The sequence below is a fragment of the Wolbachia endosymbiont (group B) of Parapoynx stratiotata genome (genome assembly GCF_947250635.1).
In the GTDB taxonomy this organism is placed as follows: domain Bacteria; phylum Pseudomonadota; class Alphaproteobacteria; order Rickettsiales; family Anaplasmataceae; genus Wolbachia.
In genome coordinates, this window is sequence record NZ_OX366335.1 from 379,387 (window position 1) to 393,853 (window position 14,467).

General features: G+C 34.7%; 11 protein-coding genes and 1 pseudogene. 8 read left to right on the forward strand and 4 right to left on the reverse strand.

Annotated elements, in window-relative coordinates; genetic code table 11:
- Positions 1–34: 34 nt before the first annotated feature.
- Positions 35–985 (reverse strand): tRNA dihydrouridine synthase DusB, encoded by a 951-nt coding sequence (dusB, locus tag OOT12_RS01710; RefSeq protein ID WP_264374986.1) that lies wholly within the window; start codon positions 983–985, stop codon positions 35–37.
- A 7-nt stretch (positions 986–992) separates the two neighbouring features.
- Positions 993–2,291, reverse strand: coding sequence for an OTU domain-containing protein (locus OOT12_RS01715; RefSeq protein ID WP_264374985.1), 1,299 nt, complete (start codon positions 2,289–2,291; stop codon positions 993–995).
- Positions 2,292–2,418: 127 nt separating this feature from the next.
- Between OOT12_RS01715 and serS the strand changes: the two genes are divergently transcribed.
- The 3 genes and pseudogenes from serS to OOT12_RS07430 form a co-directional block, all read left to right on the forward strand.
- Positions 2,419–3,699 (forward strand): serine--tRNA ligase, encoded by a 1,281-nt coding sequence (gene serS, locus OOT12_RS01720; RefSeq protein ID WP_264685401.1) that lies wholly within the window; start codon positions 2,419–2,421, stop codon positions 3,697–3,699.
- A 31-nt stretch (positions 3,700–3,730) separates the two neighbouring features.
- The gene (purD, locus tag OOT12_RS01725; RefSeq protein WP_010402350.1) at positions 3,731–5,002 is read left to right on the forward strand and encodes a phosphoribosylamine--glycine ligase; all 1,272 of its coding nucleotides are present in this window, start codon (positions 3,731–3,733) and stop codon (positions 5,000–5,002) included.
- A gap of 183 nt (positions 5,003–5,185) precedes the next feature.
- Positions 5,186–5,251: pseudogene (locus OOT12_RS07430) on the forward strand (WPE palindromic element domain-containing protein); the annotation flags it as partial.
- 74 nt (positions 5,252–5,325) lie between these two features.
- Here the strand turns inward: OOT12_RS07430 and OOT12_RS01730 are convergent.
- The gene (locus OOT12_RS01730) at positions 5,326–5,820 is read right to left on the reverse strand and encodes an RDD family protein (protein WP_264376299.1); all 495 of its coding nucleotides are present in this window, start codon (positions 5,818–5,820) and stop codon (positions 5,326–5,328) included.
- Positions 5,821–5,963: 143 nt separating this feature from the next.
- Between OOT12_RS01730 and icd the strand changes: the two genes are divergently transcribed.
- The 3 genes from icd to nth all read left to right on the forward strand — a co-directional run bounded on the left by icd (position 5,964) and on the right by nth (position 9,399).
- Positions 5,964–7,391, forward strand: coding sequence for an isocitrate dehydrogenase (icd, locus tag OOT12_RS01735; RefSeq protein WP_264374983.1), 1,428 nt, complete (start codon positions 5,964–5,966; stop codon positions 7,389–7,391).
- Between the two features lie 82 nt (positions 7,392–7,473).
- Complete coding sequence (locus OOT12_RS01740) at positions 7,474–8,730, forward strand: molecular chaperone DnaJ (RefSeq protein ID WP_264374982.1); 1,257 nt, start codon at positions 7,474–7,476, stop codon at positions 8,728–8,730.
- Between the two features lie 21 nt (positions 8,731–8,751).
- The gene (nth, locus tag OOT12_RS01745) at positions 8,752–9,399 is read left to right on the forward strand and encodes an endonuclease III (protein WP_264374981.1); all 648 of its coding nucleotides are present in this window, start codon (positions 8,752–8,754) and stop codon (positions 9,397–9,399) included.
- Positions 9,400–9,657: 258 nt separating this feature from the next.
- Here nth and alaS read toward each other — a convergent pair whose 3' ends face one another.
- Positions 9,658–12,240: an alanine--tRNA ligase gene (alaS, locus tag OOT12_RS01750; RefSeq protein WP_264374980.1), complete on the reverse strand. Its 2,583-nt coding sequence runs from the start codon at positions 12,238–12,240 to the stop codon at positions 9,658–9,660.
- 218 nt (positions 12,241–12,458) lie between these two features.
- On the opposite strand from alaS, the gene OOT12_RS01755 reads away from it, so the two are divergent.
- Both OOT12_RS01755 and OOT12_RS01760 read left to right on the forward strand, forming a co-directional pair.
- The gene (locus tag OOT12_RS01755) at positions 12,459–13,415 is read left to right on the forward strand and encodes a hypothetical protein (RefSeq protein WP_264374979.1); all 957 of its coding nucleotides are present in this window, start codon (positions 12,459–12,461) and stop codon (positions 13,413–13,415) included.
- Between the two features lie 289 nt (positions 13,416–13,704).
- On the forward strand, positions 13,705–14,466 hold the full coding sequence (locus OOT12_RS01760; RefSeq protein ID WP_264374978.1) for a hypothetical protein: 762 nt from the start codon (positions 13,705–13,707) through the stop codon (positions 14,464–14,466).
- Position 14,467: the final 1 nt, after the last annotated feature.

Consider the following 14,467-nt stretch of genomic DNA (forward strand, 5'->3'; position numbering starts at 1 on the left):
ATATAGCTAATGAGGTAGTATGTTTAATCTGTTTTTAACTAAAAAAATCAATTATATTTTCTTTCACCTCTGTGCTGTCTATTATGTTATTTACTCTTACACGAAATTCAGATGAGTTTTGAAGCCCGCTACTGTACCATCCTATATGTTTGCGGGCCATCTTTATTCCTGTATCGCTTCCATAGTACTCAAGAATACTGTCATAATGCTTGAGTATTATGCTTAATCTCTCTGAGGCTGTTGGCTCATAAACTTTATTTCCACTCAAAAAGTTTATTGCTTGATTAATCAGCCAAGGTTTGCCGTAAGCACCACGACCTATCATCACTCCGTCTGCCCCTGATTCTTTGAGCGCGTTTTGAATATCGTCCAAATTTTTAATATCCCCATTTACTATAACCGGAATTTTTACCTGCTCTTTGACATTTCTAACGAATTTCCAATCTGCTTGACCATTATAAAGCTGTGCCCTTGTCCTTCCATGTACAGTAATCATCTTTGCTCCCAAATCTTCTGCAATTTTTGCCAAGCGCGGAGCATTACGATTTTCGTCATTCCATCCAGTACGCATTTTTACTGTAACTGGCACACTTACTGCCTTGACTACAGCTTCTATTATCTCAGCAGCCTTTTTTTCATCACGCATAAGTGCTGATCCTGCGTAACCGTTTACAACTTTTTTAACTGGACAACCAAAATTTATATCTATGATTTTCGCACCCATGTCCTCATTTAACTTTGCAGCTTCCGCCATAATATCAGGCTCACAACCAGCAAGTTGTACAGCGGTTAGTTCATCAACTTTTGCTTTTTGCATGCTCTGGCGAGTTTGCATGATCATAGCCCTGCTTGCAATCATTTCTGAGACTAACAAACCTGCACCAAGTTTTTTTACAATACTCCTAAACGGATAATCAGTCACTCCAGACATCGGAGCTAAAATTACTGGAGAATCAATAGCCAAATTTCCTATTTGGAGGGACACAGGCTTTCTAGTCGCTAGAAAATGCATTTTTGACACCGTTATAAGCTGACATTATAACATCTTGCATAAATGAATTTGCTTTCTCTATAAGAGAAGGCTCCGCCTCTACTACCTTAGCTCTCTCGTAATGACCAGGTTTTAAGTATATTGTTTCTTGTTTTTTATTTCCCCATAGTTCGTTGTTCCGTTGATAACCTTCATTTATCATTTCAGGATTTGGCTTAAATATACCTTGATTATGTGATATATGAGGATGAAGGTGGATTTCGATATTTGCCAACGAAGCTAAGATAGGAATTTCTTCTATGAAAATAAAGTAATTTTGACTACTAATTGCCTCTAGATAAGATCTATAAATGGATTTGCCATTCAGAAAAGAATTTGTCACACTTTCGCTACTATAATTTTTGTCATATCTTTTTGTGCTGATAAGGTTATTAACAGCAAGTTCTCTTAAGTTACTACTCACTTCATTTTCAGGTAATCCTGTACTAAGTAGTTTTTTTATCAATTTTTCAACCTTTTTTTCAACCTTTTTTATTTTCTTTTTTGTGTGCTCAGCTAACTTTTCTATTTCCTTATACTTATCTGTTAGATCTCTTGGCCTGTCTAAAAACATATTAAAAACTGTCCGTAATTCAGCTCTTAAAGCAGGTGGCATTCTTTCATCATCTAAAGAATTGAATTGACTTAAAAATTTATGCCACTCTAATCTCATTTCTTGTGCTTTTTCAGCTCTATATTTACTGGAATCACCTTTCTTCGCTCCAAACACAGCATGGAAAAAGCAGTTACCGTCCCCTACAGTATAACATCGAACAACTTTTGTTTGTTTAGGTTGCTCACTTTTTGTTGAGCTGATACTAATACCACTATCTGTAGATGGAGAATAGGAATTTCTACGTACCCTCTTATCCGAATCATCTGTTTTTCTTGATATAACATCTAGTCCACTGTCCAATGATTGACTTCTTGTGAATTTTTGCTCTTTTGGACTCTTTTCTTCCTTTACAGTTCCTTTTCCATCAACATAACCTTTTACCAAGTGAAATAAAGGTTCGACGATCATTTTATACGTCGCTGCAAGCACTATTCCCATTAAGATCCAAGCTAAAGGATGAAAAATTAGCATAGCAAGTGGTAAGGTTAAGAGGAAAGACCCCACTATCAGTCCCAAACAGCCGATAGTAACTGTAGCTGCTAAGTATATACCAAGCGCATAAATGGCAAATCTTCCACCAGCTTTAAGTTTGGTGAAGTGAGTACTCTCTTTAAATTCATCGTATTTTTCTATGACGCCTAACATATTATATTTTACGTTTATTAATTCTAGCAAATTATGAAGGTAAAATCAATATTAGCATTTATATGTAAAAATATTGAGCATTCAAAGCTTTTGAAGTAGAGTAATGATGTTAGTAATAGCACAACATATGCATGATATAGAACATATACGCAAAAACCCTAAAGGATTTGAAAAAGCAATAAAAAGCAGAGGGGTGAAAGAATTTACTGCAAAAGAAATATTAGAGATTGACCATAAAAAAAGATCACTGACTACTAAATTGCAAGCTTTAAATAAGCAACGAAACGAGGTCACGGAAGAAATAAAGAGGCTTAAAATGAACAAAAGCCCATGTGAAGAACAAGTAAAGTTATCAAAAAGCATCACAAGTGAGATAGAGACAATCAGCCTCAAGGAGCAAACAGAAAAAAATAAGTTAGTGAATGTTTTATCTAACTTGCCGAATATTCCTGCGCAAGATGTGCCAATAGGCGCAGATGAGAACTCTAATTTAGAGGTGAGAAGATATGGAGGAAAAAGACAGTTTGATTTTGTACCGGAATCTCATTATGAACTCGGAGAAAAATTAGGTTTAATAGACTTCGAACAAGCGGCGAAAATTTCCGGATCAAGATTTGCGATATTAAAAGGACAGTTAGCTAAGCTTGGACGAGCGCTAATAAATTTTATGCTTGAAATGCATGTTAATGAATTTGGCTATACTGAAGTGTACCACCCAGCTTTGGTGAAAAACGAAGCTATGTATAATGTTGGTCAGCTACCGAAATTTTCTGACGATTCGTATTTAACTACCGACGAATTGAGATTAATTCCCACAAGTGAAGTGTTTTTAACGAATTTGGTTGCTGATAAAATAGTAGAGGAAAAAGAACTGCCTATTCGTTTTACTGCATATTCAGAATGTTTTCGTAAAGAAGCAGGCAGCGCAGGACGAGACACCAGGGGCATGATAAGGCAACACCAATTTGGTAAAGTGGAGTTGGTGAGTATTACAGCTGAAGACCAATCAAATGATGAACTTGAGCGCATGACGAGTGTTGTTGAAGAGATATTAAAAAAACTAGAATTACCGTACAGAGTAATGCTACTTTGCAGTGGCGATATGGCTTTTGCTGCACAAAAGACTTATGACATAGAGGTATGGTTACCTGAGCAAAATAAATATAGAGAAATATCAAGCTGCTCAAATTGCGGTACGTTCCAGGCAAGAAGAATGAATACTAAATACTTCTTAGAAACTGACAGAAAAACAAAAAAATACGTTCACACTTTAAACGGCTCAGCTTTAGCCATAGGAAGAACAATTGTTGCCATAATGGAGAATTATCAAAATTCCGATGGGTCAGTTACAATACCAAACGTGTTGCAAAGATACATGAGTAATGATACTGTTATAAGCAAACAATAATTTTGACATATAGAAAAGCGAGGAAATAAAGATGAAGGTTCTGGTTATAGGTTCTGGTGGGCGTGAGCATGCTTTACTTTGGGCTTTAAAGAAGTCTCCTACCTTGACTAAGTTATATGTTACTCCTGGTCGCCCGGCCATGGAAAATTTTGGAGTTCTTGTGAATATAAATATTCAAGATTCAGTGGATGTTACACAATTTTGCAAGAAAGAAAATATAGAGCTAGTGATTATTGGTCCAGAGCAGCCGATAATTAATGGGCTTGCTGATGATTTAACTGCGGAGGGGATAAACGTTTTTGCTCCAAGTCAAGCAGCTGCAAAACTTGAGGCATCAAAGTCTTTTACGAAGGAACTATGTAAACAATATGGTATACCGACCGCCAAGTATGAACGTTTTATTGATGAAAGGTTAGCTAAAAATTTTGTCCGTAGTAATAAAATAAAATTTCCGCTTGTAATTAAAGCAAATGGAATTGCAGCAGGGAAAGGCGTCATAATATGCCACACAGAAAATGAAGCTTTTTCAGCAATAGATTCAATGCTAGTGGAGAAAAATCTTGGTGAGTCAGGTGAAGAAATAATCATAGAAGAGTTTTTAATTGGAGAGGAAGTAAGTTTTTTTGCTCTTATTGATGGGTTGAAGGTAGTAACCCTTGGGTGTGCAAAAGATTACAAGAGAGTTGGTGAAAATAACGAGGGACAAAATACCGGAGGCATGGGGTCATACTCATCACCTTCGATTATAAGTAAGGAGATGGAGCAAAAAATTATCCAAAAAATAATATATCCTACAATTCAAGCACTGACTAACATGGGAACATCCTATAAAGGCGTACTCTTTGCTGGTTTAATGATTTGCAAAGATAGTCCAAAGCTTCTTGAGTATAATGTTAGGTTTGGGGATCCGGAAATACAATCTATTTTACCTAGACTTGATCCAAATTGTGATTTGTTAAAGTTGATGTTGTCAGTTGCAGAAGGCAAGTTAAATACAAAAATGGTGGAGTTTAATCACAAAACTACAGTTTGTGTAGTTGTTGCAAGTAAAGGCTATCCTGGTGATTATCAAAAAGGAGAGGTAATTAAAGGATTGGATAAAATTGAAAACATTCCTGGTGTGCTAGTTTTTCATGCTGGTACTAAGTTGGATGAAAGTGGTAATTGGATTTCCGATGGCGGAAGAGTGCTAAATATAGTAGGAGAAGGAAACACTGTGGAAGAAGCTAAAAGTAAAGTGTACTCAGCGTTAAATTTTCTAGAATGGTCAGGTGGGTTCTTCAGGTATGATATTGGTAGTTAATTTAGCTCATGCAGAAACAAAAAAAGTCACTTTGTAAGCAGTAAACTAAAGAAAAACATGATATCTGTTCAGATTCATGTGAAACCAGTGCTTCTTTTCTTGTCATGAAAGTAGCTGACACTGGGATCCAGGTTGATGAAAGCACACTAGCATAGAAAGTGGTTACAACGTTTTCGATGAGATTATATGGAAAACTGGATTCCAGTGTCAAGCACTGGAATGACACCCTCTATTATGCAAATTACCTGCTAATTGCAATGTTCGTACAGATGTGGGTCACGCGCTGGAATAACACCCTTGGTGGTAACAACTAAAGAAAAATATCAACTAGGTTTATAGTCTATTACTACTGTTTTTGCAATTTTGTCGTGAAGAAATTGTTTACGCTGGTCAAGGATTGCAAATAATATGATTAAGATTGATACAACTATGAATAGACTAGAAATATTGAATAGTGTGTAGCAGATTATAAAATATAATACTCCAAAAACTGCTGTTCTGCTTATTGCTTGTATTAGAGTGATTTTTTCAAGTGTATTTTCGTCTTTTACACGCATGCGAAGTAACAATTGTCCTGGAGTACCACCAAATTCTATTATCGTAAATACATAAAATATTAATTCCAATATCAACCCTATTACTTGTATAGCTACTGCTTTATCTAAAAACATTTCAGTTACATTGAGTGATAGAGAATATGCCAAAGTAAATCCAATGATAAATCCGATAACAAACCCCATTCCCTGTACTAAAATATAATCGATTGCAAATGCAAAAATACGTCTTGTAATCCCTGCATAACTTATTTTAGTATCCATACACTTTCCATATTTTGCAATGCTATAACCAGCATAAAAGTTCATTATTAAATAACCATAAATATACTGATTTGGGTAATATTAGCTACTTGTACTGCTCTATCATTTGAATTAACATTAAATCATTTACAGTTAAGGAAGTTATGTCAACATCAGTCACAGTTGCGTATGGTGATGGTATCGGACCAGAAATTATGGAAGCGGTGCTGTCGATATTGCGTGAAGCGAAAGCAGAGATCTCAATAGATATTATTGAAATAGGAGAGCGTGTTTATAGTAAGGAATGGTCTCATGGAATTTCTCCGAGTGGTTGGGAATCTATCGAAAGGACAAAGATATTACTCAAATCTCCAACAACAACCCCTCAAGGTAAAGGGCACAAAAGCTTAAACGTTGCACTCAGAAAGAACTTAGGGCTGTATGCAAACATTAGACCATGCATTTCGTATCACCCTGTTATAGAAAATAAATTCGATAAATTTGATGTTGTTGTAATACGTGAAAATGAAGAAGACGTTTATACGGGAATAGAGCATAGGCTCACTGGTGACTCGTACCAATGCACTAAAATTATTACTAGATCTGGCTCAGAAAAAATATGCAGGTACGCTTTTGAATATGCGAAAAAACATAACAGAAAGAAAGTAACTTGCCTGACTAAAGACAACATAATGAAAATGACTGACGGCGCTTTTCATGCAGCGTTTGATCGTATTGCAAAAGAATATCCGGATATAAAGGCGGAACATTATATAGTTGATATTGGAATGGCACGTGTTGCCACAGAACCCGAGAATTTCGATGTTATAGTAACTGAAAATCTATATGGCGACATATTATCAGACATAGTAGCACAAACCTCAGGTTCTGTAGGGCTTGCAGGAAGTAGCAATATAGGTAATGAATATGCAATGTTTGAAGCGGTTCACGGTTCTGCTCCTGATATTGCAGGAAAAAATATAGCTAATCCTTCTGGTCTTTTAAATGCCGCAGTACATATGTTGGTCTATATTGGTCAAGTGAGTACTGCAAAACTAATCTACGATGCATGGCTCAAGACTTTGGAAGATGGAGTACATACCGCTGATTTATATAAGGAGAAAAAGAGTAAACAAAAGGTTGGAACAAAAGAATTTGCAAAAGCTGTTATAGATAATCTAGGGAAAAAACCCACAACGTTATCTGAGCTTATAATTAGCAGTGATTCGGATAGTAAAATAAATAAAGTACAAGACCATTACGAACAAGATTACAAAGTTAAAAAGCTAGTGGGTAGTGATATAGCGCTTGCCTGGGACAAATCCAACAATTTTGATCAAATAGTAGGATTATTAGAATCGAGTAATCTGCAGATGATAGCAATATACTCAAAGGGTCTTGCAGTTTGGCCAGGAAGTTCAAAATCTTTAAGTGACCAAATAACTTGTAGGTTTATTGCGAATAGTGAAAAGAAAACTATTACAAATAGTGACGTGAATAATTTACTAATCAAACTCGAAGAAAATAACTTTAATGTAGTGAGAATGGATAAGTTGTATTTGTATGATGGGAAAGAGGGTTTCTTCTCTTAGTGGTTGCTTGATATTTTTATGCTTGTGTGAAACATTAAATATATTATACTAATAGCATCGTGTATTTATGTGAGGTGTAGTAATGAGTCAACATTTCAAGTTAACTGGTCAGGAGTTTTATGATAATAATGATCTGTTTAACGTACTAGAGATAAAAGCTGAACAAATTGTAGGTAAGGATTATCAAGCTCTTAGCAAGTTTCTGAAAAAACAATATAATAAATTGATACTTGTAAACCATCCTGACAAGGGTGGAGATAAAAATAGATTTAATCAAATTTGTAAAGCTCATCAAGAGCTAAAAAAATACATTGAACCTTTAGAGTCAGGAAATCCTTGTGTTAAGGTCAGCGTTGATGCTGAAAGTGATGGGCGTTTAACAGCACGTGAATTTCATTATAGAAAGAAGCTGTTCTATACACTAGGGATTAGTGAAGAAGCTATAGGTAAAGATTTTGATGAATTGACTTCTATATTAAAAAAGAATGATAGTGCGTTTGAAGAGGATGTGGAATACTATTTTTCAGGAGATATTTATAGCAGTTTTTTTAGGTCGTCAGACCCTGGCGAGCTTAATAAACGCTTATCAAAACCTAGTATGCAGCTATTTCTTTATATTTCTCCTCTAAAGGAAAAAAAGAACCTAGTAGATGAGGATAAAAAAGAATTAGCGTTAAGATTTATAGAACGTAAAAATGCCTTACTATTTATTCGGACTCTTAGTGTTCTACCCTTAGGCCTGTTAACTACAGTTACTATAGGTTGCTATTTTTCATGGTGGATCATAGCATTTAACATCGCTATTAGTAGAGCCTCTGGTTTATTAGTGAATTATTATATGGAAAAGTATAAAAATTCAGAAATTTCCACTGATGAATTCATAAGTAAAATGAACTATATCGCGCTAGGCAGTAAGCTTCTTATCAACTATCCTTTAGCTGCTTTTTCTGTTTATTTAGTTACAATAAATTTCATTGCTAATGGATTAACTGTTGGTGAAGCTGTACTTGGTCCACTATTGTTATTGGCAGTATTAATTGAAGCATTAGCTCCTATTTTTTCAAAAGGCTGTGAAATATATTCTGATAAGCACATAAGAGATTTACTTGAGGAAGATCCAAGAGATAGAGTACAAAAGGAGACTGATCTGTTAGGACGGTATGATCCACGAAAACTGTTAATGCCAATTATCATGCCTCTTGTTAGAAAATGTTTTGCAGAAGTAGCAAGCGAGTTTGCTGAAAGGAATTTTGATGAGGTAAAAACTGATATGTCTGATGTTAATATTGAAGGACTATCTAATCCTCAAGCAATTGAATTTGCACAGCAAACAGTATAGTATAAGCTTTTAGCTCTATGCATGGACTCAAAAAAAGTAGAACTGATATTTGAAAAATTCAAGCAATCAAATCCTGCGCCAAAAATAGAGCTAAATTATACCAATCATTTTACGTTATTAGTTGCAATAGTTCTGTCAGCGCGGACGACCGATATAAGTGTTAATAAAATTACAAAGGAGCTATTTAGTATCGCTGATACGCCAGAAAAAATGTTGAATCTTGGGCAAAGTGAGCTGAGAAAATGCATAAGCAGTATTGGTTTATATAATTCTAAAGCAAAAAATATAATCGGGCTCAGTAAAATATTGATTGAGAGGTACAATAGCACAGTGCCTACTAATTTCGATGATTTGGTATCTTTACCAGGGGTTGGGAGAAAGAGCGCTAATGTGTTCTTAAATTCAGGGCTTGGTATTCCAACATTGGCAGTTGATACTCACGTTTTTAGAGTGAGCAATAGAGTTGGGCTTGTGAAAGAAAAAGATGTACTTAAAACAGAGCAGTCTCTTTTGAATGTAGTGCCAAAAAAATACCTACTTTATGCTCATCATTGGCTAGTTTTGCATGGTAGATATGTTTGCAAAGCGCAAAAACCTTCGTGTGAAACATGCATAATTCATGATTTATGTGAGTTTGAATGTAAGAGGTTAGTATCTCTTCTTTTGTAATTCAAGTAGCTGATCTCTATGATGGTGTCATCCGAGTAGCTGACACTGGGATGACAATGAAGGGCTAATTGATGACGCCTCTGTGCACTGCCGTTATAAAGCTGCTACTTTGATGAATAAAATGATGTCATTCCAGAGCATGGAGCTGTAATCCAGTTCTTATTACCTGATATGCTCATTTGACAGTTAAGTCTTCTCTACCCCTATTTGCATAATACCTTCGTTCATGGTTAAAAGATACCGAGGTAGTAGGGTGTATTAGTTTTTGCAAGCTGTTATTTTGCTATGGATTGCTGTAATGGCATCATCTATTTTATTGTTATCACAGCCTGTTTGGGCAAGTTCGGCATTTCCACCGCAATCCCTTCTGGTTACAGTAGATACTAGCTCTTTTGCATTGATCTTATTAGTTAAATCTTTACTTACTTTGACAATCAAAACTGTTTTATCCTTTTCTGTTACCATGAAGGCTATTACAGTTTTCGGTTTTTGTTGCTGTAGAGCAAATTCCCTTATTATACTTCCTGGAACGTTATTGAAAGTGTGGCTTACGAAATTTATTCCATTTATTTCGGTACTTTTTACAGTTTCTACACTGATAAGCTTTTTATAAAGATTTTTTATTTTGACTTCAAATTCTTTGCGCTCCTGGCTTAAAATACTGAGTCGACTTATTATTTCATTTACTGGTGCTTTTACGCATTCTGCAACTTTTTTTAAGCTAATTTCGTTATTGCGTACATAATTAATTGCTTCTTGACCGGTTAAAGCTTCAATTCTTCTTACTCGAGATGCAACGGAACATTCTGCTGCTATCTTAAACAAACCAATTTCTCCGGTACGCTCCACGTGTGTACCACCACATAATTCTTTTGAATCTCCAATTTTTACAACCCTAACATTATCACCATATTTTTCACCAAATAAGGCCATCGCTCCTTCGTCTATTGCCTCATCCATACCTTGAACTTTTGTGGACGTAGAAAGATTTTCTCTGATTAGAGAGTTTACTATATCTTCTACTGAAGACAGCTGATCCTGAGTGACTGGCTTATTGTGACTAAAGTCAAATCTTAGTCTATTTGGTGCGACTAGAGAACCTTTTTGAGTAACGTGATCACCTAAGATTTTTCTGAGTGCAAAGTGTAGAAGATGTGTAGCTGAATGATTTCTTCTTAAGTCTTGTCTTCTTTTTTTGTTAATACTAGCTGTAACTGTATCACCTTTACGAACTGAACCAGATTCAACTATACATCTGTGTAAATATAGGTCGTTAATCTTGTTGGTATTTTCAACTGTTAACGTACTTCCATCAGACTTTATAAAATTTCCAGTATCTCCCACCTGTCCACCTGACTCGCCATAAAAAGGTGTTTTATCAAGTATAATAGTTATCTTTTCTCCTTCTTTTGCAGAATCAATCATTTCATTTTTAGGGGAAATTATTGCGAGTACTGTTGCATCCTTTACTTCATCACGTTCATAACCAACAAATTCCGTTTTGCCAAACTGATCGATTAAATTAAACCATACTTGTTCAACAGACTTTTCACCAGATCCAGTCCAATTAGCACGTGCTCTTTCTTTTTGCTCTTTCATTGCATTATCAAAACCTTTTTGGTCAAAATTTATTTTCCTTTCTTTCAAAATATCAAGTGTGATATCCAAAGGAAATCCATAAGTGTCATATAGTTTGAATGCTGATTCTCCAGATAGAGTGTCACCTGATTTTAAATCTGCAGTGAATTTGTCCAAGAGATTAATGCCTTTCATTAAAGTGTCTTTAAAGTTTTCTTCCTCTGATTTTAACGTTGTTTCTATTAAGCTTTTAGCTCTGATTAGCTCTGGATAAGCATCTCCCATATAAGCCAAACTTGTGCCATCTATGAGTGCAGGAAAAACAAGGTTCAATAGAGAATCATTATATCCAAGTAGGTGGATATAACGTACTGCTCTCCTGATCAATCTGCGTAGTACATAATTTCTTCCTTCATTTCCAGGAAGCACTCCTTCTGCGATGAGAAATGCAGCTGCACGAAGGTGATCTGCGATAATCTTATGAGCTACTTTATTTTCCGTATTTCCACAGTACTCTTGCGATTTACTTACCAGAGCAGAAAATAGGTCAATATCATAGTTATCATGAACGTTCTGCATAACAGCTGCTATTCTTTCAAGGCCCATTCCAGTATCGATGCATTTTTTTGGTAATTTTTGTAAATTACCTTCTTCATCTTTATTAAATTCCATGAACACCAGGTTCCAAATTTCAACAATTCTGTCGTCTTCATGCAAATCCTGATTTGCATGATCGTAAAAGATTTCAGAACATGGGCCACATGGACCAGTATTGCCCATGCTCCAAAAGTTATCATCTGTTGTAATTCTTATGATTTTATCATCTGAAAAGCCACTTATCTTACGCCAAATTTCATATGCTTCATCATCAGTGTGGTAAACAGTTATGGATAGTCTGTTTTTATCAAGAGACAATTCTTCAGTAATAAATTTCCACGCAAATTCTATCGCAGTTTCTTTAAAGTAATCACCAAAGCTAAAATTTCCGAGCATTTCAAAAAATGTGTGATGCCGAGATGTATAGCCAACATTTTCAAGATCATTGTGTTTACCACCTGCTCTGAGACACTTTTGACTTGAGACGGCACGTTTCATTTCAGTTTTTTGCGTGCCGGTAAAGATGTTTTTGAACTGTACCATACCAGCATTTGTAAACATGAGTGTTGGATCATGCTCTGGAATCAAAGGAGAAGAAGGAACTTGCTCGTGATTATTATTTACAAAAAATTTTATAAATCTTTCTCTAATTTCGTTTAGCTTCATCGTTTTTACTGAGGTTATCTATGCATAATAAGTTGTAACAGAAGTAAAATCAATTTATCAATCTAAATATTAATATATACATTACTTAGTATAATAAAAGTAACTTTTACATAAAAATTTTAATAAAAAGATATAGGTTTAAATATTTTATCCACTAACATAGAGAAGTATTTGTTAATTCAAATAATATTTTTGTTAATTAATTTAAGGAGTGTGAAATGCCAAAAAAATTCCAAAACACTAAGAATAGCATACGAAAGAGGGAAATAACAAATAAGCAGGAGATGAATGGTCCAACAATTAGAATTGTATCTGACTTGGAAAGTATAGAGCAAAACAGAAGGGTAGAATTTTTAATTAAAGGAGAGAATTTAACAGTAAAAGACCTCTCTATATCTTCTAGAGCAGCTGAGATAGGCTTGGTTACAGGAATAGTAAATTCAATAGACATTCCTCAAGCAATTCGTGAATCGACAATAGATGGAATTATTTTAGGTCTTAAGAGTGGAGAAATAGAAAAAGGTAAAGAATATAATTATAGAGAATTTAAGAAAATATATCTAAAAAACCTTGTAGATGAATTGGGTAAGGATAGTTCAAAAAAGCTAAAAGAAAGAACTGATGAAAATAGCCAATTGAGAGAATCTACTACTGAAGAAATTGATTATCAGATGCAGGAAGATGTAACTATCGAATCAGCTTCTTTAACAAAACAAGAATTCGATTTTGCATCAAGCAAAGTAACTACTAAAGAGATTAATGACGTAATAAATGAAATAGAAGAATCAAATGCTAGTTATGGAATTACTCCTGAAGATATAAGTAGTGTTTCCCGTTTTGATAGTAATTCACAAGAAGTGTTAGATCATTCTATATTTAATAGCACAGATGTGGAAGGGCCTAAATTACCCGAAATAAATGGAGGACAGTATATAGGAATAGCAGGGATTGCTGGTGGTATATTTGGTGGAGTGCTAGCAGTAGCTTTTGCAGGATTAGGATACTTTTTATGGCATAGAAAAAATAGGGAAGGTAGCTACGATGTTGAAAAAGCGATGAAAAACCTTCCTGAACAAGCTCAACTTGAGCATTCCGGATCTACATCAGAAATAGAATCTTTGCTCAGCAATGCTACATCGGTAGCACATCTATCTTCTCAGATTAGTGTCGAGTAAGATTCCAGAGTTTGATGGCACAACAGTGCCATCAACTTAGCTCTTACAGCACTTATATGCTCTGGAACCAAAGGAGAAGAAATTTTCCTGTCTTACAAAAAATTTTATAACTCTTTCTCTAATTTTATATCGTTTTTACTAAGGTATAATAAATTGCAATGAGAAATTCAGATATTAATATATGTATTATTTAGTATAATAAAAATATAAAAATCTTAGTGAAAAGATGTGGACTTAAATAATTTATCTTTTATACATAAGGAAATATTGGTCAGCTTGGGGGTCATATATGTCAAGAAGATTTAAAAATACTGTAGGAAAAAAAAGATCAATCAATAAGGAAAAAAGGAATAGATGGATTAGTATTGAATCAGAATTGCGAGATGTAGAACAAAACAGAACAATATATTTTCTATTGGGAGGAGGTGATTTAAAACTTAAGTATGTATGTATGCTTGACGATACATCTTATCGTATTCTTGTTGCTGAAGGAGAAATAGTGCATGCAGAAAATCCAAAAGTGATGATTGATGATATTGTTTCTGATCTCAAGAGTGGAAAAATACGAAGTTATAAAAGATATAATGCCAAAGAGTTTTATGAAAAGTATCTCAAAGAGTTTTTGAGTAATGAGAACTTGCAAAAGCTGGAAGCTGGTGATATTGAAAATACAACAGCAGAACTACCAAACTTAAAACAAGTAATGGAAGAAATGAAAAAATCAAACGCTAGCAATGGAATTACAATGCGAAATATAGAAAGTGTTCAAAATACGACGAATATTTTGGGTAATCCTATGATTCATGATACAAACTTGAGAGAGTTTAAATTATTGGAAACACCTTCAAACGAGAAAAATAATATAGTGTTCACAGTAGGTATGTTAGCAGTAACAGTAGCTTTGGTAGCAGCTATCGCAGCAGCTGTACCATTTAAATGTTGGTTTTATAATAGAAAAAATAAAAGCCATAGTAGTGCTAAGGAAGAAACTCCATCTAGTTATTTATTAAGTGCAATAACTTTAGAAAGTGGAACTAATTCTATTCGTTAGC